Annotated in this window: 22 protein-coding genes and 1 pseudogene; 11 read left to right on the top strand and 12 right to left on the bottom strand. The window is 48.6% G+C overall.

The genetic code is table 11. The features are described from left to right. Window positions 1-8: 8 nt before the first annotated feature. From BM607_RS16650 to BM607_RS16630, 5 genes are read right to left on the bottom strand one after another with little or no spacing between them, the layout of a single operon-like run. Window positions 9-1,820, bottom strand: coding sequence for a bifunctional molybdopterin-guanine dinucleotide biosynthesis adaptor protein MobB/molybdopterin molybdotransferase MoeA (locus tag BM607_RS16650; RefSeq protein WP_071940243.1), 1,812 nt, complete (start codon window positions 1,818-1,820; stop codon window positions 9-11). Window positions 1,821-1,853: 33 nt separating this feature from the next. Further along, window positions 1,854-2,444: a molybdenum cofactor guanylyltransferase MobA gene (gene mobA / locus BM607_RS16645; protein WP_071940244.1), complete on the bottom strand. Its 591-nt coding sequence runs from the start codon at window positions 2,442-2,444 to the stop codon at window positions 1,854-1,856. Next, a complete protein-coding gene (locus BM607_RS16640; protein ID WP_071940245.1) occupies window positions 2,428-3,138 on the bottom strand; it encodes an energy-coupling factor ABC transporter ATP-binding protein in 711 nt (236 codons plus the stop codon). Before BM607_RS16640 ends, mobA begins: the two co-directional genes overlap by 17 nt. Window positions 3,139-3,141: 3 nt before the next feature. Next, complete coding sequence (locus BM607_RS16635) at window positions 3,142-3,849, bottom strand: ABC transporter permease (protein WP_006079398.1); 708 nt, start codon at window positions 3,847-3,849, stop codon at window positions 3,142-3,144. After that, window positions 3,846-4,670 carry a substrate-binding domain-containing protein gene (locus tag BM607_RS16630; RefSeq protein WP_006079399.1) on the bottom strand — a complete coding sequence of 275 codons (825 nt, stop codon included), beginning with the start codon at window positions 4,668-4,670 and terminating at the stop codon, window positions 3,846-3,848. Before BM607_RS16630 ends, BM607_RS16635 begins: the two co-directional genes overlap by 4 nt. Window positions 4,671-4,954: 284 nt before the next feature. Between BM607_RS16630 and BM607_RS16625 the strand changes: the two genes are divergently transcribed. Both BM607_RS16625 and BM607_RS16620 read left to right on the top strand, forming a co-directional pair. Beyond that, window positions 4,955-6,337: a sigma-54 dependent transcriptional regulator gene (locus tag BM607_RS16625; protein WP_071940246.1), complete on the top strand. Its 1,383-nt coding sequence runs from the start codon at window positions 4,955-4,957 to the stop codon at window positions 6,335-6,337. Between the two features lies 1 nt (window position 6,338). After that, the gene (locus BM607_RS16620) at window positions 6,339-8,492 is read left to right on the top strand and encodes a cache domain-containing protein (RefSeq protein WP_006079401.1); all 2,154 of its coding nucleotides are present in this window, start codon (window positions 6,339-6,341) and stop codon (window positions 8,490-8,492) included. Window positions 8,493-8,842: 350 nt separating this feature from the next. On the opposite strand, the gene BM607_RS16615 is transcribed toward BM607_RS16620, so the two are convergent. Beyond that, window positions 8,843-9,301 carry a GNAT family N-acetyltransferase gene (locus tag BM607_RS16615; RefSeq protein WP_071940247.1) on the bottom strand — a complete coding sequence of 153 codons (459 nt, stop codon included), beginning with the start codon at window positions 9,299-9,301 and terminating at the stop codon, window positions 8,843-8,845. A gap of 100 nt (window positions 9,302-9,401) precedes the next feature. Continuing rightward, window positions 9,402-10,061, bottom strand: a complete 660-nt coding sequence (locus BM607_RS16610) for a 7-cyano-7-deazaguanine/7-aminomethyl-7-deazaguanine transporter (protein WP_006079405.1) — start codon at window positions 10,059-10,061, stop codon at window positions 9,402-9,404. A 215-nt stretch (window positions 10,062-10,276) separates the two neighbouring features. Here BM607_RS16610 and BM607_RS16605 point away from each other — a divergent pair, with 215 nt between their 5' ends. Then, window positions 10,277-11,017, top strand: a complete 741-nt coding sequence (locus tag BM607_RS16605; RefSeq protein ID WP_071940248.1) for a transporter substrate-binding domain-containing protein — start codon at window positions 10,277-10,279, stop codon at window positions 11,015-11,017. 12 nt (window positions 11,018-11,029) lie between these two features. Here the strand turns inward: BM607_RS16605 and BM607_RS16600 are convergent, their stop codons facing one another. Next, window positions 11,030-12,388, bottom strand: coding sequence for an isochorismate synthase (locus BM607_RS16600; protein ID WP_006079408.1), 1,359 nt, complete (start codon window positions 12,386-12,388; stop codon window positions 11,030-11,032). A gap of 424 nt (window positions 12,389-12,812) precedes the next feature. Here BM607_RS16600 and BM607_RS16595 point away from each other — a divergent pair, with 424 nt between their 5' ends. From BM607_RS16595 to BM607_RS16560, 8 genes are all read left to right on the top strand, one after another. Further along, window positions 12,813-15,008 (top strand): TonB-dependent receptor plug domain-containing protein, encoded by a 2,196-nt coding sequence (locus BM607_RS16595; protein WP_071940249.1) that lies wholly within the window; start codon window positions 12,813-12,815, stop codon window positions 15,006-15,008. Window position 15,009: 1 nt separating this feature from the next. Continuing rightward, entirely contained in the window at window positions 15,010-16,380 is a 1,371-nt protein-coding gene (locus tag BM607_RS16590; RefSeq protein ID WP_071940250.1) for an ABC transporter ATP-binding protein, read from the top strand. Then, complete coding sequence (locus BM607_RS16585; protein ID WP_006079414.1) at window positions 16,370-17,050, top strand: energy-coupling factor transporter transmembrane component T; 681 nt, start codon at window positions 16,370-16,372, stop codon at window positions 17,048-17,050. The genes BM607_RS16590 and BM607_RS16585 overlap by 11 nt, the downstream gene beginning before the upstream one ends. Further along, window positions 17,043-17,585: a hypothetical protein gene (locus BM607_RS16580; protein ID WP_006079416.1), complete on the top strand. Its 543-nt coding sequence runs from the start codon at window positions 17,043-17,045 to the stop codon at window positions 17,583-17,585. The genes BM607_RS16585 and BM607_RS16580 overlap by 8 nt, the downstream gene beginning before the upstream one ends. A gap of 29 nt (window positions 17,586-17,614) precedes the next feature. After that, window positions 17,615-18,352, top strand: coding sequence for a DNA-binding protein (locus BM607_RS16575; RefSeq protein WP_071940251.1), 738 nt, complete (start codon window positions 17,615-17,617; stop codon window positions 18,350-18,352). A 38-nt stretch (window positions 18,353-18,390) separates the two neighbouring features. Next, window positions 18,391-18,630, top strand: coding sequence for a hypothetical protein (locus tag BM607_RS16570; protein ID WP_071940252.1), 240 nt, complete (start codon window positions 18,391-18,393; stop codon window positions 18,628-18,630). Window positions 18,631-18,864: 234 nt separating this feature from the next. Beyond that, window positions 18,865-20,055: an HD-GYP domain-containing protein gene (locus BM607_RS16565; RefSeq protein ID WP_071940253.1), complete on the top strand. Its 1,191-nt coding sequence runs from the start codon at window positions 18,865-18,867 to the stop codon at window positions 20,053-20,055. Window positions 20,056-20,167: 112 nt separating this feature from the next. Next, window positions 20,168-20,803 carry a paraquat-inducible protein A gene (locus tag BM607_RS16560; RefSeq protein ID WP_071940254.1) on the top strand — a complete coding sequence of 212 codons (636 nt, stop codon included), beginning with the start codon at window positions 20,168-20,170 and terminating at the stop codon, window positions 20,801-20,803. Between the two features lie 74 nt (window positions 20,804-20,877). Here BM607_RS16560 and BM607_RS16555 read toward each other — a convergent pair whose 3' ends face one another. The 4 genes and pseudogenes from BM607_RS16555 to BM607_RS22190 form a co-directional block, all read right to left on the bottom strand. Further along, on the bottom strand, window positions 20,878-21,183 hold the full coding sequence (locus tag BM607_RS16555; protein WP_006079422.1) for a DUF3240 family protein: 306 nt from the start codon (window positions 21,181-21,183) through the stop codon (window positions 20,878-20,880). Beyond that, a complete protein-coding gene (locus tag BM607_RS16550) occupies window positions 21,180-24,233 on the bottom strand; it encodes a CusA/CzcA family heavy metal efflux RND transporter (protein WP_071940255.1) in 3,054 nt (1,017 codons plus the stop codon). Before BM607_RS16550 ends, BM607_RS16555 begins: the two co-directional genes overlap by 4 nt. 1 nt (window position 24,234) lies before the next feature. Further along, a complete protein-coding gene (locus tag BM607_RS16545) occupies window positions 24,235-25,263 on the bottom strand; it encodes a membrane fusion-like protein (protein ID WP_071940256.1) in 1,029 nt (342 codons plus the stop codon). Next, window positions 25,260-26,044, bottom strand: a pseudogene (locus BM607_RS22190) (metal transporter); the annotation flags it as partial. The gene BM607_RS16545 and the pseudogene BM607_RS22190, both read right to left, overlap by 4 nt.

The raw sequence follows: 26,044 nt of genomic DNA, 5'->3' as shown, positions 1-26,044 counted from the left end.
ACTGGATCTTAAAGCAGATCCGCAAAGGGTTGAATAAACACAGTTTCACCTGCATTCACGGCTTCTGCATCATCGCCTATGATGATGAGACAATTCCCTTTGACCATTGAACTTAACATTCCGGAACCTTGGTTGCCTGTGCTGCTCACGTGCAGGCGTCCATCTTTGCCAAGCTGATAAATCCCGCGAATAAATTCGGTGCGGCCTTGGCGGCTTCGTAGTGTTTCATCACTTATTGCGGGGAATAGCTGTGCTTGCCAGTTCACTTCACCCGCCAATTTACGTAAAGCGGGCTGCACAAATTGCAGAAAAGTGACCATTACCGCCACAGGGTTGCCCGGTAATCCGAAGAATAAGCTATCTCCGATTTTACCAAAGGCGAGGGGTCGACCCGGACGCATGCTAATCCGCCAAAAATCGATTTTGCCTAAGCGGGCCAGTACGGTTTTAATGTAATCTGCATCACCGACCGATACACCGCCAGAGCTAATGACGACATCGGCAAGGGTGGCGGCTTTAGCGAGCGTCGCTTCGAGTGCGGTTTCAGAATCTTCGATAATGCCTAAATCGATAACATCACAACCAAGACGTTTCGCCATCGCTTTGATGGTAAAGCGGTTTGAGTCATAGATGCAGTTGGCCTTGAGTGCTTCGCCAGGTTGGCTCACTTCATCGCCGGTGGAGAAGACGGCAACGGTTGGGCGGCGATAAACATTCAAACGATTGAGCCCGAGTGAAGCCAGTAAACCTTGTTCGGCGGCGCTAAGGCGAGTGGCTTTTGCGAGGGCAACTTGGCCTTGGGCGATATCTTCCCCCGCGAGGCGAACGTGTTGCCCCGCCAGTATACGACCGTCGAAGCTAACATTGCCGTCGACTTCTTTCGCTAGTTCACGGGGCTGCACTGTATCGGCACCCACGGGTACAGTCGCGCCCGTCATGATTCGCACGGTTTCGCCGACGTTAAGCGTGCCCGAATATTGATGACCGGCAAGGACCTCTCCCACCCGTTTTAAGGTAGCAGGCATGGGGTCTTGATAGAAAAAGGCGTAGCCATCCATCGCCGAATTGGTTTGTTGCGGCACGTCGACGGGAGAAATACTGTCGCTGGCCAGTACGCGGTTATCTAAGGCGTCTAAGTCAATCTCTTCGACTTCTGCAACGGGTGAAACATGGGATAAAATTTGCGCTAAACCTTGGCTGACGCTGAGGTTTTTGTTGTCGCCTATGGTGCAGGCATCCACGGCTGAAATCGGGTATTGGAGTGGCGCTTCCCAGTTTTGGGCATACTCAATGACAAAGTCGGCAATTTGGCTGACATTGTTGAGATCGAGTCGGCGCAGCTCATTTGGAAGTGCGTCGCTTGGCAACTGAGTATCATCGCAACAGGCGATGGCGAGGATATTTTCATCTTGGGTGTAGATAAAAGGTTTGCCGTGGGCGGCGCGGTGCAATTCAATTTTAGGTAAAGCGAGTTTTTTAAAGCCTTCGACGAGGACGATATCGACTTTGTCGGCTTCGATTTGCTTGAGCAAATGGACTAACTCAGGATCGCCATCGCGCGCATCTTCTGTCATTAGCGCCCAGCGCACATGGGAAGCGACCAGCATTTGCCGCGCACCCGCTTTACGCATTTCGTAACTGTCTTTGCCGGGAATATCCACGTCGAAATTATGGTGCGCATGTTTGATCACGGCTAAGCGCAGACCACGTTGATTTAGTTCGGGGATCAATTGCTTGAGTAAGGTGGTTTTCCCCGTGCCACTGTAGGCACAAAATCCGAGAACGGGAATAGCGAGCGGATTGACGAAGGGGTTACTCATTTGCACCTCTAATTTGGGTTATTGGAGCCTTAGCTATTTGGTAATTTCCATGGCCAGTCGTTGTTTTTGTTCTGGCGTATTCACATTTACAAAGGCATTGGGCTGGTCGGCGAAAGACTCCACAACGAAGTGATGCTTGGCATACCAAAAGTCCACTTTACGCTCACCTGCCTCAAGAAACGCTTTCATCGAGTCACGTAAGCTGGGTTTTAACAGTAAGACGACGGGTTGTTCATATTCACCGTCACTGGCGACGGCGATCTCCGCATCTTCAGCCTTAATCGCTGCCAGCATACGCGGCACAAGGTCGGTTGGTAGCAGTGGGCAGTCGCAGGGCACCACCAATAAGTAGTCTGCATCCGTTTGGCCCATTGCGGTGATCATTCCCGCCAAGGGGCCGAGGAAACCAGTATGTTCATCGCTTATCACCTTAAAACCGAACTCAGCATAACGTGTTTGGTTGCGATTTGCGTTGATCAGGATCTCCTTAACCTGAGGTTTTATTCTGTCTATTGTGTGCTTAATCATGGCTTCGCCGTTTAATTCGACGAGACCTTTATCGTCGCCGCCCATGCGACGCGCCATACCACCGGCGAGAATAACGGCATCAATTTGCGATGACATATAAAGACTCCTGTGCTGGCAAAGATTCAGGGTGTTGATAAGAGGTCGTCACTCGTTCGCCTTCTATGTGCCACTGCTGTTCGCAGATGGAGGTTAACGCGCAATTCTGATGACTACTCAACAACATACCTGTGCCTTCGTGTTTGAGTTGTTGGATCATTTTTAATACTAGCTCTTGGGAATCCTTGTCCATATTGGAGGTCGGTTCGTCGAGCATTAACAGTTTAGGTTGTAGGATCCAAGCGCGCGCAATGGCGAGCCGTTGTCTTTCGCCGCCAGAGAGATTACTGGCTCTGGCGTGTAGCAGCGACCCTAGCTGCGCCATCTCAATCGCTTGAGTAATACGTTGTTTCGCCTTGACTTTTGTTTCTGAACTGAAATTCAGCCCATAGGTGAGATTATATTCCACTGTGCCGTCGAACAAATAAGGATGTTGATGCAAATAAACGGCTTTGCCTAATAAGGGATTGCGTCGCCACCAAGCATTTTTGGCAAAACCCACAGTCTCAATTTTACCCTTAGTTGGCGCCATCAAGCCCGCAAGAATTTTCATCAATGTCGATTTACCTGTGCCGTTGTCGCCTTGCAGATAAATCACATCCCCTTGGCAGAGCGATAATGCGTCGGCTTTGAATAACAGGCGCGCGCCAAAGGACATCTCTAAGTCACGGGCGATCAGTTTGACCTTAGTCATTGCTTAATGGCTCCTTGGCATGGCTTTGCCGCGTAAACCACCGAGGGCAAAGTTGAGGATCAAGGCCAAGATTAGCAGCACTAGCCCGAGGGCGATAGCTTGGGCGAAGTCGCCTTTGCTGGTTTCGAGTGCGATAGCTGTGGGTATGTTACGGGTTACGTTTAAAATATTACCGCCGACCATCATAGAACAACCCACTTCGGTCAGAATACGACTAAACGCCGCGACAATTGCCAGCAGTAAGGGCATACGTAGCTCGCGGCAGACTGTCCATACGGCGCGGCACCAAGAGGCACCTAAAGTGCGTGAGGTTTCCCATGCTCTACGGTCAACGCTAGTAAAGGCGGCTTGGCTCATCGCAATCAGTACGGGCGCGCAGATCAACATTTGCCCGAGGATCATACCTTCTTGGGTGAATAACCATTTTAGATCGCCAAGAGGACCATTGCGGGTGAGCAGTAAATAGACCAGCAGACCGATAACCACAGTGGGGATTGATTGCAGAGTTTGAACTAAGTTAGTGACTATCCATTTGCCGCGAAATGGCGCAAACGCCAGCACAAAGCCGAGTACCATAGAAGGCACCAGCGTGATGAGCAGCGCCGCGAAAGATACCGAAAACGAGATCGAAATGATGGACCAAACGTCGGGGTCTAAAGAAAACAGCAGGCTTAACGCCTGCTGTAATAGTGCTAGCCAGCCGTCGCTCATTCGCTATAAGTTGCCTTGAACAATTGCTCGCCATCAACTTTGAAGTTATTGATCATGCTTTGACCTTCTTTGCTGATCAACCAGTCACTGAACGCTTTAGCGCCTTTGTGGTTTAGATCTGGGTACTTAGCAGAGTTGATCAGGATAACTTGGTATGGGTTGGCTAAGGTTTTGCCGCCATCGAAATCAACACCAAGATCTAGCTTAGTTTTGTAAGCTACAAAAGTACCACGGTCAGACAGAGTGTAACCTTGCATTTCGTTTGCCATTAGCAGGGTTTTGCCCATGCCTTGACCTACTGAAGTGTAACCTTTGAAATCGGGTGTCACACTTGCCGCTTTCCATACTTCTAATTCTTTGATGTGAGTGCCTGAATTGTCACCACGAGAGATAAAAGGTACGCCTGATTTGGCAATTTTCGCGAAAGCTTCTTCGGCATTTTTGCTGTCACGGATTTTTGCGGGGTCATTTTTAGGGCCCAGTACTACGAAATCATTTTCCATGATGCCACGGGGCTCAACACCAAAACCGTCGGCGACGAATTTAGCTTCGGCACTTGGCGCATGAGTCATAACTAAATCCACGTCACCTTGCTCACCCAGTTTCAGGGCTTTACCTGTACCAGTGGCGATAACTTGAACCTTGTAGCCAGATTCACTTTCAAACTTAGGTAACAGTTCTTTTAATAGGCCTGAGTTTTCAGTGCTGGTGGTCGTGGCTAACTTGATAACTTCAGTCGAGTGAGCGGGTAAAACGGTGAACATACTGGCTGCAACAACCAGGCCCAGTAGTGACTTAATATGAGATTTCATGTTTAGCATGGGTACTCCTTGGCGAAAAATAGGATTCCAACTCAAATGCCTACTGAGTGGAAGGTCTCGTAAATTGTAATACGTTCGGTTGAAAGCAAATTAGATGCCAAGCTGAGAATGCGGTCATTTTCTTCACAGCTTAACCTAATTTGTGAGCTTGATCCCAAGCTTAACAAATACTCTACAGACAAATTGTCTCAGCACCTACTTCCTGTGGTTCATAGTGACCTATTCATCTATTTTCAGTGCTAGAATTGGTCGCAAATGAGTCAAAATGTCCAGAAGCAGACAATATGAGCCAGATAGATAATAACCTCAAGCCTCTTCCATCGGCAGTATCGGTACTGATTGTTGATGATGAACCCGGAATGCGCAGTTTTTTAAATAAGGCACTCTCGAAGAAATTCGCCTTAGTCGAAACAGCGGGCAGTATCGAAGATGCGGAGCAGCTACGTAGCCGCTGCCATTTCGATTTGCTGATCGTCGACATTCGCCTCCCTGGGCGCTCAGGTATCGAATGGCATGAAGCGTTGGATGAGCAGGGTCGTCGTTCGGACATCATTTTTATGACCGGCTATGCCGACATGGAAGTGGCGATTACTGCGCTGCGCGCGGGTGCATCTGACTTCATCATGAAACCTTTCCACCTTGAGCAGATGATGACAGCGGTCGATCGTTGTATCGAACGTCGCCTGCTTAAACGTGAAAACTTGATGCTGCGCCGTGAGGTTTCAATCGGTTACTCATCGACCATAATTGGCAGCAGTGAGGCCATGAAGTCGGTGAAACACATTATCGAACGTGTGGCGCCGACCAATGCCGTGGTGTTGATCCAAGGTGAGTCGGGCACGGGTAAGGAATTAGTTGCACGCCAATTGCATTTGCTCAGTGGACGTCAGGGACCTTTTGTCCCTGTCAACTGTGGCTCTATCGCCCCTGAATTACTCGAAAGTGAACTGTTTGGTCATACCGCAGGTGCATTTACGGGTGCCAAAGGTAATCGAGAAGGTTTATTCAGTTTTGCCTCGGGCGGGACGATTTTCCTCGATGAAATTGGCGAAATGCCACTGAAAATGCAAACGGCATTGCTCAGAGTATTAGAGCAAAAAGCGATTCGCCCAGTGGGCAGCGAGAAAGAAGTGAACATCGATGTGCGAGTGATCGCGGCCACCAACCGCACTCTGATTGATGAAGTAGATGCGGGGAATTTCCGCCGTGACTTATATTATCGACTGAATGTGCTCGATATTTTAATCCCGCCATTACGTGACAGACCCGAAGATGTGGTCGAGTTAACCCATCACTTTACCCGTCAACTCGCCGCCGAATTAGGGGTTAGAGAAGTAGTGTGGAGCCATGAGGACATGGTGAAGTTGCAACAACACGAGTGGCCAGGCAATATTCGCGAGCTGCGCAATATGATTGAGCGCTGTATTTTGCTGGGTAAACCACCGGCGGAATATTGGAAACAACAGCTGAAGAGTGAGTCTTTATCGACTTCGGGTTATCCATTGGATTGGCCATTAAAAGAAGTCGAAAAACACCATGTGACCAGCGTTGTGGACTTACATTCTGGCAATAAGTCTGCCGCGGCGAGGGATTTAGGCGTTTCGCGTAAGACCTTAGATCGTAAGTATAAAGAGTGGTTTGATTTCAGCGGCGAGCAGGAGTCATAGGGTGTCATTCTTCACTCACTTTTTTGGTGTCAGTTGGCAGCAAATGCAGGCCAAGGTTCGCTATCGCATATTAATTCTGACATTACTGCCTATTCTGCTGACACTGGTGAGTTTAGTGTTTATCACTATTTACTGGAATATCAGTTATACAGGTAAGCAGCTGTTTATGAAGGTTAAAGCTGACTTATCTGTTGCCGAGAATACCTTGCAGCAAGTGCAAGTTCGCCAAGAAAAACAACTCGAACGTGTGGTAACGTCTTGGACCTTTCAAAATGATTTTAGGCCACTTTTCAGTGGTAAAGAATTAACTGGTGAAGTCATCCACAGAGCCAGTCTCGACGCATTTCTCCTCGAACAGAAAAAACAACTTAACCTCGATTATCTTCGTCTCGTCACTGTCGCCGAAGCGGCCGCTGACCCTGATTTACGGCAGATCCTCCCAAAGATAAACGGTTTATTACCTTATTCCGGCTTGATGGTGTTGCCGCCCGAACGCTTATCTCGCATCGACCCAGAATTAGCGGTCACTGCGAGCATCCCGATAGTCGCGACTTTGCGGGCGCAGAGCCCGACAAAAACCGTTGAAGAACGCGGTTTATTGAGCCGTAGTCTACTGCCCGTGCCTGATATGCAAGGTAAAGTGGCGTGGTATCTGGATGGCGGGATTCTATTCAATCGTGACATTCGGATTGTCGACCACATTCGTGATCTGGTGTACGACAAGGGCACCTTGCCCGAGCGCTCCATCGGCACTGTGACCATCTTCTTAGATAACATCCGTATCTCCACTAACGTGCCACTGCACTTTTATCCCACGGGCAACGAGACGCAAGGTCGCGCGCTGGGCAGTTTAGTGTCGGAGGAAGTGAAAGAAAAAGTGTTAACCCAAGGCGAGCAATGGGTCGATCGTGCCTTCGTGTTTAACGATTGGTTTATATCCGCTTATGCTCCCTTGGAAGATATTCGCGGCCAGCGTGTTGGTATGATTTATACGGGATTTTCTGAGTCGCCTTTTATCCATAATTATTTATTAAATATCATAGAGCTGGGCACGATTCTAATGTTGGTTCTGTTGGTGTCAGGCTTGCTGGTTTATCGCGGCGCCTATAGCTTGTTGCAGCCGATCGAGCGTATCCACCATGTTGTTCAAGCGGTGCAGTCGGGGCGCAATATTCGTATCGGCGCTTTAGGGTTAGATAGGGATAACGAGTTATCGAACTTGGCCGAGCAGTTCGACAGTATGCTCGATCTGCTGCAGCGCCGAAATGCCCAGATCCAAGCGGCGGCAGAGCAGCTTGAGATGAAGGTCGAAGAGCGTACCCGCAGCTTGCAGGACAAAACCTTAGAACTGCAACGTAACGTGGCGTTACTGAATGAAACGCGTCAACAGCTCGTCACTAACGAGAAGCTCACCGCACTCGGTGAATTGACCGCAGGTATTGCCCATGAAATCAATAATCCGACCGCCGTTATCCTCGGCAACATGGAGTTACTGCGCTACGAGCTTGGCGATAATGCTGAAGTGGTAAAAGAAGAAATTGATCTCGTGATTCAACAGGTGGGACGGATCAGCACCATTATCCGCAGCCTGTTGCAGTACAGTCGTCCGGGCGAATTTAACGCCCCGTTAGAAATGCATCCGATTACCCCCATTATTGAAGAGATGCTGGTGTTAGTGCGGCATTCGATTCAGAAACAAGAAGTAGTTTTGATCACTGAGTTAAACGCCAGTTGTCCAGTGCAGGTCAATCGACCGCAGTTGCTGCAAGTCTTGATTAATCTGGTAGTAAACGCGGCGCATGCGATGGACGGTAAAGGACGGATTTGGGTGCGAACCTATGACTGGGTGCAGCAAGATATGCCGATTGGCGTCAAAATCGAAGTGGAAGATGAAGGTTCTGGAATTGCACCAGAGCAGCTAGGGCGAATTTTCGACCCCTTTTACACCACGCGTAAGGATGGCACTGGTTTAGGGCTTTCGCTCAGTTACGGCATTATTAAGCGGATTGGTGGCACGATAGAAGTGAGCTCAACCTTAGGTAAAGGCACATTATTTACCATAGGCTTGTACCATGAGGCGAAGGAAGATCAGCAAAATAATCCCTACGAGGGCTTGCATATTGCGGGCAACTACAGCGACATGTCTGCCGATTAGCTTAGCGGTTTAGTTTTGCCAAGTGAGATATGGCTGTTTGTTGTATTCGATTGATAACGTGACATTTAAATATGGCTGCAGTTGTTAGTTCTACTTTATGTGGCTTTGCATCACCGAATTTTAGGCAAAAAAAAGCCGGATGATGAATCCGGCCACAAAGAGTGTGTGTGAGCAATGTCGTGCTTGCAAACTCAGGAGCTCCGTAACAACGTCGATTACCAGTCATCGTTGTTAAAGATGAGTTTTGGAACGCGCGTTAACGATAATCATTCTCAATCGTGTTTGCAAGCTATTTATTGAAAAAAGTGCACATCTTTACAAATATCGTTTCGCTCTTATCTATTAACTGTTTAGATCGACTTACGTAGATGCAGTTTATGATCGACTAAGCTTTTTGGATCGGCCTTGAGCTCGGTAATTAAATATTGATTACTGATCAACAAATTAAGCATCGCAGGGAAACGGTTCATCGTTTTCACCTGAATATGGTTATAGCCTTGACGGCGTGCCCAGGTTTCTTGGTATTCGAGTAGACTCTGCGCTAAGCCTAAACGTCTAAAGTCGGAGGCAACGCCACCTAACCAGCTATAAAATATAGCCTCTTCTTGCTCGTAACCCAGTTTAAATCCCGCCAGTTCACCTTCCACATACGCAACTAAAATCAAACACTTCTTGCCCCGTAAGCGCTGATTTAACACTTCGCTGGTGAGAGGGCGATCGAGTTCAGGGATTTGTTGACTAAGTTCGATAAGCTGAGTGGCTAACTCGGGAGTCAAACCTGACTCTGCTTTAATTTCGATAGAATACATTGCTTGCTCTCATAAAAAATCAGCCCCACTCGCGCGTTAACAGGAGCGGGGCTGAACTATTAACTGGTCAAATTATAACAGGTCTGGCCAGTTGAGTTAATCAGGAAATTGATTCTTGCGGATTGGTGCGCAAAATCTTGTCTTGTAAGACTTTTAGCAAAACCCCGTAGGCAGGCAGGAAAAGACCTAAGCTCACGATCAGCTTAAAACCGTAATCGACAGTGGCGATTTCGGGCCAATTGGCCGCCATAAAGCTATCGGAAGAGGCGTAAAAGGCGATACTGAAAAACACTAAGGTATCGACCAGATTACCCACTAAGGTCGATGCTGCAGGCGCGACCCACCAAGAGCGGCTCATTCGAAGACGGGCAAAAACCTTAATATCCATTAACTGACCAATCAAATAAGCAGCAAAGCTGGCAAAAGCGATTCGGAACACAAAGGTATTCCACTCTGCAAGTGAGTCAGCGCCTTGGAAGCTACCTTGATGGAACACGACTCCCATCACGTAGGAAATCATCAAAGCGGGAACCATAGCTTTGAGTATGATGCTACGTGCGGCTTGTTGGCCAAAAATACGGACAGTGAGATCTGTGGCTAAGTACACGAATGGAAAGCTAAATGCGCCCCAGGTTGTGTGGTAACCAAATAGCTGAAATGGCAATTGTACTAAGTAGTTGCTGACGCAAATAATCAGTATATGGAATCCTACTAATAGGAATAAGGCGCGGCGAAGCTGCGCTGTGGTTAACATTAACATATGTGGCCTTTTTAGTTGTGTAGGGCGGGGTGAGGGAACCCGCTAATTTTCAATTTATTATGTTTACGACAATATCACCGAACATTACCGATCGCAGCGAGGCGAAATCGGGTCGCCATTATAGTGGTCGAGTTTTAAGATGCAAGCCTGCTGTTTAAATGTACGCATAGAATGAAAACTCTTCTACACTTTGTGTACGTCGAAGGAGGATAGCCATGAGACGATTCTTTGCTATTTTTTGCTTACTTTTAGCCGTGTTACCTGTATCCATTTGCGCCGCCCAGCCGATTGTCGTCAATGTAGCGACGGCATCGTGGGATGATTTTGCCAATCGTGATGAAACGGGCTATTACTTCGAGTTACTTCAGCGGGTTTTCCCTGAGCCAGAATGGCAACTCAAAGTGCAGTTTATGCCCTTTGCCCGCAGCCTTTATCTGGTTGAGCATAATCGTACCGATATCACCCTCAGCGTTTATAAGGGAGATACTAAAAAGGCGCTGTTAACTGAGAATACGGTTGAAGTGGATTCTATCGATGTAGCGGTGACCGCCGAGTTAGCGGCGACTTGGACAGGACTTGAGAGTCTATCCCATAAGAGGGTTCAGGCCATGTTGGCCTATCGATACAATATGTTGACTCCCGTGCCCATGTACTACGAAGAAAGTAGCGATATGCTGACTATGCTCAATAGCTTAAATGCAGGGCGCATAGATGCCGTGCTGGATTATAAATCTAATTTGCTTATGTATGTGCCTAAGCTGAAGGCGCCACAAAATTTTGTGATTATTCAAGGCGTACTCAAGGCCGAAACCTATTTCGCCTTTGCTAATACTGAAAAAGGTCAGATGCTGAAACAACACTTTGACCTTGTACATAAGCGTTTAATCGATTCGGGTGAACAGGACAGGCTTTACCTTGAAACGCTTGAAAAACGCAGGGGTGATGGTGAAAAATAGACCTTAGGCTTATTACATTTCGAACAGAATCGACATGATAGTCGCGAGTTTATTTTCAAGCTCTTGCCACTCAGCTTCGGGCTCAGAACCTGCAATAATTCCCGCCCCCGCAAATAGGTTAATCCGACCCGGTTCGATCAACGCACTGCGGATAGCCACCGAAAACTCACTCTCATACTTATTGAAGTAACCGCAGGCACCAGCGTACCAACCGCGAGTATAACCTTCACGCTGACGAATAAAGTTCAATGCCGAATGCCGCGGTAAGCCACCCACCGCAGGGGTTGGATGCAGAGCTTGCAACAGTTGAAAATCATTTACGCCCGGCTTTAACTCGGCTCGAATCGCGCGGTGCAAATGTTGAATATGATTCAGTTTAAAGATGGTCGCTAATTCATCGGCGCCGACATAATTGCTCAGCGGCGTGAGCATATTTACTATGTGGCTACGAACGAGTTGGTTCTCAACGCTATTCTTGTTGTCTTCTAACAAGGCATTCGCCAGCGCAATATCTTCTTCTTGGCTCAGACCGCGTACCGTTGTGCCTGCTAGCGCCTCAGTGAATAATTCTTGCTGACGGCGGCGGAATAAACGCTCCGGTGAGCAAGAGATAAAAGTGCGTTCTGGGCTGAATTGAAAGCCAAATTGGAAGCTGTTGGGATTACGTCCCTGCCAGCACGCCAGTACCATCCAAGGATCGATAGGTTCGTTCACTTCAAGCTGAGTTAAGCGGGATAACACCACTTTTGGGGTGTCTTGATTGAACTTTGGCTCGACCACTTGCTCCACTAAGGTCTTCCAGCGTTCAAAATCGGGCTTGTCACTACGGCCAAGAGGAACGATTTTCTTCGGCGGCGAGAGTGGTTTCGCGGGCATCACAGCTTCGATAGCGGCAATGGCCTTGTCGATTTCGCTATGGTGATCATTCTCGGCAAAATTAAGATTCACCAACAGACTAAACTTGCTACCGCTGCGTCTAAATTCAATGCGCGGCAGGATAAAGCGACTATTACCGAACTCTGGCCAAGATTCTATGGTGCGATCGAAGGCAACGCCGCCGTAGTAACGAATATTTTGATTCGTCGATAAGGCTCGCTGCTCTTGGTAGGCCATGGCCAGTTGTTGATCGTTAATGCCGGTTTCAAATCTGAAGTCTTTACATGCCCCAATCGCCGCGACTTCTTCGATTCTGTCGCGCCCATGCCAGTAGATACGCGGAAATTGCGTCTGCGATGCCAACCATGAAATTAAAGGCATAGCGACAGTATTAAGCGACAACTGCACTATCGGCTCCGTCGGCGGAACTTGCTTTAATTGAATGAGTTTGTCGATGAGAGACTTAAGGTCTTCAGACAGGGCATGAACGGGCAAATAGAACTCCAAAGTAAAGATAAGGGATGAAGGCGAAAGCTGAAGGTCACTCTGTCAGCGTCAATGAATTCGACTCAGGTTAATGTACTCTTTTTCAAGTCATTACCTTTAGTTGATTCAGCCTGTAAATAAGAATCTTTCGCTCAAATTAAAGGCCAAGGTCTAGAGTGTCAAGATGTAAGCCCCCAGCGTGTGACTTTCGCCATAGTCTCATTTTACGCTGCTAAAAAATGTGACTTGAGTGGGTCTTTTTGTCGGATAAGTCACCCTTGGTGGACATTTTGTCTCTTGGTTACGCCATGCGCTTTCCCTTTGTTTCAATTTGTCGATCTGGGTTGGTTTTTAAACGTTTTCCGGTTGAGACAGAATCATCGCGGTTCACAATAGCGGGCACATCTTAAATTTTCGACGTGACAACAATAATATGATTACCACGAATACCCTCTTTAGAGTGTCATCTTTAGCCTTAGCTATTGGTCTTAGTTTTACTGTTCAAGCCGATGAAATCGCCCGTGATCCGCGACTCAATATCAATGAAGTGATCGTCGTGCATGGTGACGGCGGAGAAGCCAGTGAAATGGCGACGACCCATTGGAGCATTAGTGAAGAAGAGATCCGCGCAACCGGAGCGCAAAGCCTAGATCAAGTCTTAAAGAATGTGCCGGGTGTGTACATTCGCGTCGGTGGCGACGGAACGCCAAGGGTCGATATTCGTGGTTTTAAAACTCGCCATGTGACCTTGTTGGTCAATGGTGTGCCTATGAGCAGCGCCGACGATGGTCAGTTCGACCCAAGTATCATTCCCACAAGCCAAATTGCCTCGGTAGAAGTGTCTGTCGGCCCCACATCTGTGCTCTATGGCCCAAGTGGTGCGGGCGGCGTGATCAACATTATTACCAAGCAGGGCAGTACGGCGCCAGCACTGGCTGGGCGCCTCGAAGCGGGCAAAGACAATACATTTAATGGCGATATCAGCGCCGCAGGTTCGGGTGACGACTGGCAAGGTTTGGTCAGTGTCAGTCGGCAGCAAACCGACGGTTTCCCTATGTCGAATGACTTTGAGCCGACACAATACCAAGATGGTGAGTTGCGCGTTAACTCGGATAAAGAAGTCACTAACGTTTATGCCCAAGGCAGTTACTGGTTATCCGACAAGACACAATTGATTGCCAATATGGCGCTGCGCAGTGGCGAATGGGGAAAACCTGCCCGTGACGGTACTGGGAGCGGCAAGTTGAAATTCGAACGTACCGATGACTATGACGCGCATACTTTCCAACTGGGGTTAGCGCATCAATTTGATGACACTTTCACCCTACGTGGCTTTGGCTATCACAATCAAAGCGATACCTTAGAAGCCTCCTATGCCGATGAAACCTATCAGGCAGTGACGCTGTCGCAAGATGGGCGCTCGGTTGTGCAAGGCGTCAATCTGCAGTTAATCACAGACTTGCATACCGCGGGTTTATTCACGACCTCAGTCATTGCCGAGAAACAAAGCTGGAAGTCAGTCGTCGATACTTATACGCCTAATACAGGCAGCAATAATGGTGGCACTACAGGTTCTGGCGGCGGAACAGGCATAGGTGGTGGAACAGGCATAGGTGGTGGAACAGGCATAGGTGGTGGAACAGGCACAGGTGGTGGAACAGGCACAGGTGGTGGAACTGGCACAGGCGGTGGAACTGGCACAGGCGGTGGAACAGGCACAGGTGGTGGAACAGGTACAGGTGGTGGAACAGGTACAGGTGGTGGAACAGGTACAGGTGGCGCCGAGAACTTAAATGATTCTGCCTGGTTATATACAGCCGCGGCTGAGTATCAGTACCAATCTGAGCTGCAGTACGGCTTTACCTTAGGTGGCGCTTACCATTCACTCGACACCACAGATAGTACCGATGGTAACTATTCGGCCATGGCCTCCAGTTATTGGCAGGCGGCGCAGGATTCTCGCTTAAGTTTAAGTGTGGCACGTAAAGTGCGCTTCCCCTCTATGGTGAACTTGTATTCGCAGCTATCTGGTAATCGTGATTTAGAAGCCGAAGAGTCTAAGCATGTGGAGCTGGGTTTAGAGCAGAATCTGCCAGCGAGTAACGATTTCTCCCTTTATGGTTATTACACGGATGCGAAAAATTACATCGCCAAGGATGTCGATGGTTTCTACCAAAATATGGGGCGTTATAAGTTCAAAGGGGTGGATTTTCAAATCAATAACCATGCGATTGAGCACTTAGATCTGAGCTTCTCTTATAGTTTTCTCGATTCAGAAGAGATAGACGGCGACGATACCTTAGATGCTTTGCAATATCGTCCACGTCACCAGTTACGTTGGCAGATGAGTTACGAGTTTCCCTTCGAGACTCAAGTTCACCTCAACGTGGAGCGTATTTTAGACCAAGTCTATGCGACGCAGGTGAAGGTTGGCGGTCAGACCCAATATCAACAGCAGTCGTTAGACAACTACACCTTAGTGGACGTAAATCTGGTACAACCATTAATTCGTGACAAGTTAGATGTTTACCTACGTGCGACTAACTTGCTGGATGAAAACTACTACCAGAGTGAAGCCCTGCCACAGGCGGGACGACAGATCTTCATCGGTGTGAACTGGCAGATCTAAGATGAAACTCCTAGCGCTCGAAGGCGTTAGCTTCAACTATGGCAGCCAGTTACCGACTGTATTGCAGGAGGTTAACTTGGCGATTGGCACCGGCCAATGCCATTGCGTGAGCGGTCCTACGGGCTCTGGGAAATCGAGTCTGCTAAACCTACTGGCGGGCGTGTTAAATCGCCCGCATGAAGGTGACATCTGGCGTTACCCACAACTGGTTACGGGTCTGGTGATGCAGGACCCGCAAACTCAGCTCCTTCGGCAAACCGTTGGCGCCGAAGTGGCTTTCGCCTTAGAAAATCTCAGCATTCCCGCTGAGCAAATGCTACCTAAAGTGCAATTGGCTCTGCGACGCGTGGGCTTGTATCTGCGTCTCGATACCCAAGTCAGCACGCTTTCCCTTGGTCAAAAATATCGTTTAATGATAGCCGCTCAACTGGTGTGCGAGCCGCATTTACTGCTGCTTGATGAGCCTTGGGCACAACTCGATGATCACGGTGTGAGTGAGCTGCTGGTCGTGCTCCGCAATCTTATCCAAGATGGCATGGCGCTAGTGTTGGTTGAACATAACGCCTCGGCCTTCGCTGAGATTATTCAGCATTACTGGCAGTTAGAGGCCGGCAAGCTATCCGAAGGCGTCTATACCGTGACCGATGCGCCGCAAACTGAGGCGCCTGCGTGGCGTAATCAGCCTAAGTTTGAGCACTTAGGTAAAGTCTTGGTCAGCGCCGAAGCCTTTGATTTTGGGTTCGATGCTTGTCCTACATTATTTGCGTGTCCGCACGGATTCCAATTGCAGGCGGGTGAGATAGTGACCTTAGTGGGAGATAACGGCTCAGGTAAAACTAGTTTGTTGAAAACCATAGCTGGCGTACTTAGTTCAAGACAGCGTCTTCCGCTTAAAGTGCTCGGGCGAAGACCTAAGCTGGGGATTTATGGCGCTGAGCTGGGTCTGCTGATGCAAAGGCCGAGTCGACAATTATTCGAGACCAGCGTGCTGGCCGAAATGCAGTTTAGCCTTAGGCGTTTTGAACTTCCCAAAGAACGCGCGGCGCAGATGTTGGATGAATTGGATTTATTTAGCTTAGCTCAGCTGTCGCCACACAAATTATCCTACGGTCAACAGCACTTGATTGCCTTAGCGTCACTCGCCTGTTTACGCCCTAAAGTATTGCTTTTGGACGATCCATTGGCGGGGATGGATAAGCATTACTACGGCAAAGTGTGGTACTTGCTGAAGCGGTTAAGCTCGCAAGGTTGCGCTATTTTGCTCAGCAGTCACAGAAGCATTGAACACAGCGCTGTATCACGGCAATTGAGTTTGCGTAATGGTTTATTGGTGGAGGAATTGATTGAAACAGGAGAGCGTTATGTGGGCTAGTTGTCGGCGCCTACGCGCGCTGCGGCATTGGAGTTATGAGCGGCGGGAAACGGCACTTTGTGCGTTGTCGCTGCTATTGGTGTGCGTGCTCTCAGCCTGTGCTTTTGTATTGCCTGCTGCTTTACTCTTGCCATTAGCAGGGCTTAATGGACTGCTTGTTATCCACGGTTTGCTGCGGCGCGGCAGTATTTGGGGCGTGCTAAAGCTAGGTTTAGTGCAATTGAGCATTACTTTGAGTCTGTATTTAATCCTCTATGGCGTTGAACATTTAGCCCAAGGCGCCGTGGTGGTTGCGCGTATTATTTTGGCGACCATTCCCGGTTGGTGGTTGTGTATTACGGCGGCTCCCGAGCGGATTGGTGAAGTGTTAAGTGCGTTTTTACCGACCAAGTGGGCCTTTGTGGTCGCGGCATCCTTAAGTTTATTGCCCTATATGGCAGATGAAATTCGCGAGATATATCAGATCCAGTGTCTGCGCGGGGCACGCATTACACCTAAGGCGCTGCGTAACCCTAAAAATTGGTCCGAGTTGGTGTATTGCGTGTTGTTTCCCGTTTTAATCCAATTGCTTAAATTATCTCGCCAAATGGCCGTTGCAGCGCAGAGCCGTCACTTTGGTTTAGCGCAACGGCCAACACATTGGCATTCACCGAGAGACAAAAATGACTAAAAAAATCCCGCTGAGTCTACAAGACTCCTTATTTGTCGGCTTTTGCGCCACCTTGCTGGTGGCATTAACGGGCATGTTAAGGCTTAAGTTGGGCTTGTCTGGACACAGCATGTTCCTGATGAGCTTCTTTTATCTGATCTGTTACGGCGTGTTAGGTCGTTTCGGCAGTATGACGGCATGCGGTGCTATCGCGGGCATAGTGGCTATGGCTTTAGGCGTAGGTAAAGGCGGGCCTATGATTTTACTGAAGTTTGCCTTGCCTGCCATAGCAATGGATCTCGTCGCCTTACTCTTGCCGCTCAGTATGAACTTGCATTGGCGCTGCGTGATCTTAGGCATTGCAGGCTGTATCGCTTGGGCAGGTAAAGTGGCACTCACCAATATGCTCGCGGGCATGGCGCTGGATGTAGTGATGATTCAATGGGGCTTGAGTGTATTAAAAGGCGGCTTTTTTGCCACTCTGGGCGCCTTGCTTGTACCGCCTGTGTTGACGCGATTAAAAGCCCACGACCTGTTACACCGTGACAAATTTTAAAAACCTTTTTAAAGCTTTAGGAAATGCAGATGAAAAATTGGCTGATTTGTATCGACGATACCGATGATATAGGCACTAAGGGCACGGGCGAAATTGCCGAGGAAATCGCCCATCTGCTCGCGAATATGTCGGGCGGCCATGCTTCCTTTGTGACGCGGCATCAATTGTTTGTGCACCCTGATATTCCTTATACCTCACATAATAGTGCCATGTGTTTTGCGCTGCGCTCGCCACTGACGCAGGCCGAGATCCACCAATATGCCGTTGCGCACTTGGTTGCGGAATCGGCTCCCGCTGCCGATCCTGGCATCGCCATACTCGATGTTGACTCTCGCTATGATGCCGCGGCTTTAATGGATTTTGGTCGCAGAGCCAAGGTTGAAGTGATCACGAAAGCGGCGGCCTATGATTTGGCTGAACAACTTAATATTCAGCTGACCGAACATGGCGGCACAGGCCAAGGTGTGATTGGTGCGTTAGCGGGATTAGGGCTACGTTTGATGGGCTGCGACGGTCGGGTAAAAGGCCAGATTAAACTTGGCCAATTTGAGGATGTTTCACTCGAACTCAGCGTTGCCGATATCCTCGAACAAACCGGACTTGATGCTGTGATGAGCATGGACAAGTATCGACTTGCGCTTGATGAGCGAGTGCAGCTGAAGGGCAAAGTGAAAGCCGTATACCTTGATCACCAGTTTGTATTGCTCGTTCATCAAGAGACAGAACAATGGCGCAATGCGGGTAAGCAAGCCCTGCAAGCCTACTAGAGCAAGTTTAGTGAAAGAGTTTAAAAAGAGAGTGCTAAATGAATCTCAACTTGGTCGAACATGCATTTGAATTAAAGGATGACCGCTGGATTTTTAAGGCGGGATTAGCTCAATATCCACGGGCGAGGCAAGTTGCCAAACTGTGCACTCGTTTTATCCCAGATGATGAAGACGAGCAGATCGACGATGAGCTCCGCTCCTGTTACAACTGCCAATATCGCCGCTGGATGGTCGCCGGTTTTGAATGCCTAGCCCTTAAGCATTTATTGAAAAAGTGAGAGTGTGAAAGGGTCTTGCTTGAGCCTTAGGCCCTTATTCCATCGCATCCTGTTTAGGGCATTTTGTTTACCAATAAAGTCTATGGTGATTTTCTAATGCGCGGCTTAGAATGCCCCTCACGTCTGTTCTATAATAATCAAGAATAACAACAGAACATTTGAGCGTAGGTCGCTTTTATGTCGTATGGTTAAGTTGATATTTTATTCGGGCACATCATCCTTGGGGTTGTAGATATGAGTGAGTCGGCAGAATCAGTTGAGCTTATCAAATTACCTGTGTCGCAATTGACATTAGGTATGTTTGTCAGTGCCATAGACAAAAATGATAAAGGTCAACTTGCTATTGCAAATGCTGGACAAATTAAGCACAAGGATGCGATTTTAAAACTGGCCAAAAGCGGTATTAAATTTGTTTGGGTAGACGCCGAGCGTTCGGCAGAGCATTGCGGTTTAAAGAAAAAAGCCACTAACGATAGTCAAACCGACAATCGAAAAGCGCCAGTGAGTCGCGATAAGCAACAAGCTCAAGCTAAGGTCATGCTGACCGAAGCGAAAGATCTTATTCGTAAAGTGTTATCCGAAACCTTCGAAGGCAAAGCCATCGAAGTAGCGCCCTTCGAAGCGTTAGCCGATACCATGATTGAGTCTGTCATGTTAGATGCTGATGCGCTTAAATGTATGTCTGCGCTCCGTTCAAAAGATGCCTATCTACTCGAACATTCAGTGAATGTCGCCTTTCTGCTGGTAACCTTTGGCAAATACCTACAGCTCGATCGTGATATGCTGCGGCAAATGGCGGTCGGTGGGATTTTGCACGATATTGGCAAGATTAAAGTCGACAATAAAGTGCTGCACAAGCCGGGTAAACTGACACCAGAAGAGTTCGAACATATGAAGCTGCATCAAGTGTATGCGCTTGAAATTATGAACGAAACTACTGGTCTGTCGCAGATCAGTAAAGATATCTGCTTGATGCACCACGAAAAGTTAGATGGCCGTGGTTATCCAAGGGGCTTGAAGGGTGATGAAATCCCTCGCCACGGTCGTATGAGCTGTATCGTCGATATCTTCGATGCGTTAACTGCAACGCGCTGTTACAAAGAGGCCATGAGCCCAGCCGCGGCCTTTAAAATTTTACTCAGTCTGACGCCATTTCACTTGGATCAAGGATTGGTCTATGAGTTTATTCGTTGTATTGGTGTTTACCCTGTGGGTTCCTTAGTTGAATTATCGGACGGCCGAATTGGTATTGTCTGGGCCTCGAAGGACAGAGATGCACTGCATCCAATCGTAAAGTGCTTTTATTCTTTAAAAGTAAAACGTTACACAGATGTCGCTATGGTGGATTTATTAAAATCTGAGCTGTATATCGAGCGCGGCGTGTCACCGAGTTCATTGGATATTGATCCAACGCCTTTCTATTAATCCTCAAATCTTGTCTCTAATGCCGGTCATCTAAGTCGATGGCTGGTGCGAACGATTGCAGAGCCTGCGCTAAAAACCGTAAACTGAATGTCTTCTCCTGTCTGGCAATGCGATGAACAGTGCTATGAAATCATTATTTTCTATTTTTATCATTCTCTTATCTTTGGCTTTATTAATCCCTGGGGTGACTCAACCTATTTTGAGTATCAGCGGCACTATCGATAAGGCCAAGCTGACCGAGCAAGGCATAGAGCAAGTTGCTCAACGTTTCGATGAAGACTCGGGGCGCGACAGCGCTCGCGGCATGCTGAGTATGGTCAGTGGTTTGCTGGGGCTCAATAGCCTTAAGGGCGAAGTTGAAGTGCTACAGAAAACCCGCAGTATTTGGGGAACGGTAACCGAACTTTATCACTCTGGGAACGGGCTCGTCGCGGGATTAGTCATGTTATTCAGTGTAGTAGTGCCAGCATTAAAATTGAGTTTAATGCTGGCACAGCAATGTGTTAGCTCGATTGGTCTGAAACTGAGGATTAATGCCGTCGTCAACGCACTCGCGAAGTGGTCGATGGCCGATGTGTTTGTGGTGGCGCTGATCATCACCTTTATGGCGGGGAACGCCTCAGGCGGTATGGGTGAAATGCTAAAAACCCAAGCGCAATTTGAAAACGGTTTTTACTTTTTTACCGCTTACTGTATTTTATCGATTTTGAGTGGTTTTTTAGTGCGTCGTCCAACGCCAATTTTGTAGCGAGTTTATCAAGCATGCCGACCTTAGCGATAAGGCCGGATGCCGAGATTTAACGCGGTTAATGGCGCCGCGAGTTAGGACAAAGTGCCATTTTGATAAATGGGCATAATCCAATAGCGGCAGGGATTATGTTTGCAGACCAAAGCCAGCGCTGCGAGCAGCGCCGCTTGTTGCGCAGCGGGGTGCATGATTTCGAATTTACAAAACTCCCGATAACCTTCTACTTGTTCCTTGATATTAAAATGGCTGTGTTCACGGCTAAAACCACAAATATTCCCTAGGCTAAAACCCGACAGAAACTCCAGCTCTATCAAGGTATCGACTATGTCGTCCTTAATATCATTTTGGGCGATCAGTACTAACAGTTGTTCTGTGCTCATTTACGTTTCTCCAGCCAAAAATACAGAATTGGCAGTAAATACAGTGTGGTAATGGTTGAAGTGAGCAGACCGCCAATCACCACAATCGCTAAAGGTTTTTGAATTTCAGCCCCAGGGCCCGAGGCAAACACTAGCGGCATAAGACCAAACATCGCCGTTGTCGCCGTCATCAAAATAGGGCGTAAACGCCGCACCGCACCTTGTTCCACCCGTTCGCGCAGGTTGCTGAACATGTGCTTGGTTTGTTCGTAATAGCTGACCATCACCACGCCATTGAGTACAGCGACGCCGAGTAGGGCGATAAAGCCAACCGAGGCGGGCACGGACAAATATTCCCCTGACAAATACAGGCTAACTATGCCGCCCATCATAGCGAAGGGAACGTTGGCGAGAATTAAGCCCGCTTTGGCAAGCGAGCCAAATGTCGTAAATAAAATCAGGGTGATCAGTGCGATAGCAATGGGGATCACTAGTAGTAAATTGCTGGTGGCCCGCTGTTGGTTTTCAAACTCGCCACCAAAACTCACGCTATAACCGCTCGGGAGTTTGATTTCCTTTGTGATTTTAGCGTTGAGTTCTTCTACAAAACTCACGATATCGCGGCCTTGCACGTTAGTGGTGATCACTGAAAAGCGATTCCCTTGCTCACGCTCGATCAGGATGGGGCCTTGTTTATAACTTAAGGTGGCGACATCACTCAGGCGTTTTAAGGAGTGATCTGGCATCACCAGTAACTGATTTTTAAGTTCATTAATGCTACTTAAGTGGCTCTGATTGTTAGCAATCAGCACGGGTGTGCGCTTTTTACCCTGTAGCACTTCGGTCACGATTACGCCTTCGAGCTGGCTTTTCAGGTAGCGGGCAAACTCCATGGTGCTCATGCCAAAGCCTCGGGCGAGCTCGTTATCTAAGGTGAGGTTGATAAAAGGACTGCCTTCGATCATCGCCATTTTCACATCGACGCTGCCGCTGGTGGCATTAACCAGCTGTTGGATTTGGCTCGTGAGCTGACCTAAGGTGTCGATATCGTTACCAAAGACCTTGATCGCCACGTCGCCAATGCTGCCGGTGAGCATTTCCGACACGCGCATTTGTATCGGTTGAGTGAAGTTAAAATTAACGCCGGGATAGTCCAATAACACAGTGCGGATCGCATCGATAAGCGCTTCTTTATTTGCAAAGCGCCATTCGCTGCGGGGCAAAAGTTCTAAGAACACATCGGTTTCATTGAGTCCCATGGGATCTAAGCCGATTTCATCCGCGCCAGTACGCGCCACCATCTGTTTGATTTCAGGAACTTTAGCCAGCAAAGTTTGCTGAATCTGCTTGTCGATGGCAATCGAAGCCTCGAGCGAAATCGACGGGGATTTCTCTAGCTGCAGAATAATGTCGCCCTCATCTAAGGTCGGCATAAAGGTTTTTCCCACTAACCCGAACAAGCCTAAGCTGACGATAAGCAAGCTAAAGGCGATCACTATAAAGCGTTTTTGATGGCTAAACGTGCCCTTGAGGCTGCCCAGATAAAGCTGTTTAAGCTTTTCAATCGCCTTAGGTTCCTTGGCGGCTTTTTCGTTGACGAGGTAAGAGGCGATAACCGGAATAACAGTTAACGACAACACCAGCGCCGACAGCATGGCAAACACGATAGTGACCGCAACTGGGGTGAAGAGTTTGCCTTCAAGCCCGCTCAAGGTCAGCAAGGGCGAGAACACTATCATGACGATCACTGTGCCCGACACCACGGGAATGGCAACGTCCTTGGTCGCGCGAAAAATCAAATGCAGCCGGGGTAATCTCTGCTTAGTCGCGATGAGATTCACCATGTTTTCGACCACGACCACAGATGAATCCACTAACATGCCTATGGCGATAACTAGCCCGCCTAGGCTCATTAAGTTCGCAGAAAGATTAAAGTAATCCATCATCAAAAACGTCATCAGCGCGGCGAGTGGCAGCGAGAGTGACACGACTAATGCGGCGCGCACGTTGCCTAAAAACAACGCCAGCAAGATGATCACTAGCACTACAGCTTCGAACAAGGCATTGGAGATGGTATCAATCGCGGTATTGATCAGATTTGCGCGGTCGTAAAAGGTGTTTATCTGACTGCCTTCTGGCAAGGTTAGGCTGATTTGATCGAGCTTTTCCTTAATATTTTTGACCACTTGTGCGGTATTAGCGTCTTTCAGGGCGATGATTAACGCTTCGGCGGTTTCGTTGCCGTCTTTCGTGACTGCGCCATAACGGGCTAAGTGGCCAATTTGAATATCGGCCAAATCCTGCAGTCGATACACTCTGGCATCATCGGCCTTGATCACTAATTGTTTTAGCTCGTCGATGTCATCGATGCGACCTTCGGCGCGCACTATGATGGTATCTGTGCCAATGGTGAGCTTGCCTGCACCTTCGTTGTGATTATTCTCAACGATCGCCTGTTGCAGCGCCGCAAAGCTCACGCCTGCAGCTGCCATGGCCGCAGGTTTAGGGGTCACACTAAAGCTTTTAGCATAACCACCGAGGATATTCACATCGGCGACACCCGCAACGGTGCGCAGCAGTGGGCGGATTTCCCATTCGAGTAACTGCCGTCTTTCCATCAGCGATAGATTGGGATTTTCGAGTGAAAACATAAAGATTTCGCTGAGTGGTGTACTCATTGGCGCAACACCACCTGTCACGCCTTCAGGAAAACTGTCCCACACGGCGGCGATGCGCTCGCTCACCTGTTGGCGCGCCCAATAGATATCTGTTCCTTCGTCAAAATCGAGGGTGATATCGCTGATGGCGTATTTAGTGGTCGATCGCAGAATCGATTGATGGGGAATACCTAACAGTTCGGTTTCAATCGGCACGGTAATTTGCGCTTCAATTTCCTCCGGCGTCATGCCGGGCGCCTTGAGGATGATCTTCACTTGGGTGGGCGAAATATCGGGAAAGGCATCCAAGGGAATGGAAAACCAGGCTCGCGCTCCCGCTAACATAATAATCAGCGCCACAATCAGCACAAATAGGCGCTGCGTGAGCGAAAAGCGGATGACTGAGGTCAACATCTTATTCGCCTCCTAGGCCAAGCATTATGCCTTTAACTGCGGCAACAGATTGGGATAACACTTCGATTTGGCTCAGATCTTGATCGCTTTCAACGATATATTGCTCAGGGGTTGAACCGAGAATATCGATCGTAATCGAGGTGAGCGTGTCGGCGGTTTTAGTGAAGACTTGGCTATCTTGCTCCCAACTAAAAACACTATTTTTAGGCAATAAATACACCGCCTTTTGATACTCGGGTATCACAGTGATCTGTTGTCCTAACAGTAAGTTACATTCCTGCGGCACGGGTGATGACCAAGCGGTCACGAAGGCACCTTCGGCGATGGCCGACACGGACTCAATGGCGATATGGCATTGATTGATGTTTACCGCCGAGAGCGAATGTGACTGGCTCATAGGCACACTGACTTTGACGCGAATACTGTCGCTAGGCACCAGTGAAAATAGCTGTGAACCCGCCATATAAGGTCCATTTACTTGGTTGAGTTTAACGATCCCCGCCACTGGCGTGCCCACCACTAGCGAGTCTGTGGTGGCATCTGTGCTTTTGACTATCTCCATAAAATGCTGCATGTGCTCGTATTCTAGGTGAGTGCTGAAGTAGTCTTGGCTGATCTCGCGCCACTTTTCGGCGCTGATACTGCCATTGTTTAATAAGGGTTTATTACGCTCATAACGGCTTTTTGCCAGTTGATATAAGCTGCCTGCGGCTTCGACTTGGGCGAGGTAGTGGGACACTTCTGGCCCTGTCAGTTTGACTATCGCTTGGCCCTTAGTAACGAGTTGGCCTTGGCCGACGAGGAAGCTGATCTGCTGGATATTCTCCGGCGTGCTGATCCAGTAATCATTACCGGGGAGGATTTCAACCTGTGCGGGCAAAGGGCTGCCCTCATAACTGGCGACTTTCTGTGGTTGCACATAGCTCAGGTCTAAATTACCGAGGGAACTTATCGTTAGGGATTCAGCCTGCACTAAGGTGGCAACACTGGCGGATAAACAGAAAAGGCATGCGCCGTACTTGGCCATCATAATGAAATTCCTAAGGCTTGCAGTTGTTGGGAGTGCAGTTGTTGCTGCGCGACTTGGTTCAGTGCCAAGCGGGATTCGGTATCGAGTGCATCCATATAGCGGCGCAGCCAGACTTCGTAGCTAACTTGATTTTGGTCTTTGACCTTGGCCAGCTCTTCAGTAATGGTGCGGCTAAGGTGTAAGGCTTGGGTTAGCAATGTCTGTTGGTCGAGTAAGTTTTGTTGCTGTTGCTCTAGCTTTTTAAGCTGGGTTTTTAGCTCGATATAAGTACGGTCGAGGTTGAGCGTGTGCTCGGTATTGGCTTGTTGCCATTGGGATAATTCGGTTTGCGATAGGGCCGAACCCAAAGTCAGTGGCACAGAAACGGCGATGCCAAGCTGTTGATCATCAACTTGGTTATCGGCGGTATTTTTGGCCGTGAGTGACACTGTCCAAGGGTCTTTATCCCCCGCTTGCTGACTCTGGATGATCATTAGCTGTTGCTGCTTCTGTAGGCTTAATAATTGCCATAATGGATGCTGCGCGAGAATGTCATTGGGTTGGCTGCTGGCTGAAAGCGGCCGTGCCGTTTCGGTTATGTCCTGCGGTATTTGCTCTTGTCCTGTCAGCTGTTGATAGAGGGCAAGCGCCTCAGCCTGTTGCTGATTAAGATCGACCCGCTCCAGTGCAATATCCACCAGTTCGCGTTCTAACAAGAGTATGTGGGCAATCGGTAATTCGCCCGCATCTGTGAGTTGCTTCTGCTGACTATGGAGTTTGTCGAGCAATTGGCTCTTACGAT

The sequence above is a fragment of the Shewanella sp. SACH genome (genome assembly GCF_001887095.2).
Lineage (GTDB): Bacteria > Pseudomonadota > Gammaproteobacteria > Enterobacterales > Shewanellaceae > Shewanella > Shewanella baltica.
This window is presented reverse-complemented; position numbering and strand designations above follow the sequence as displayed.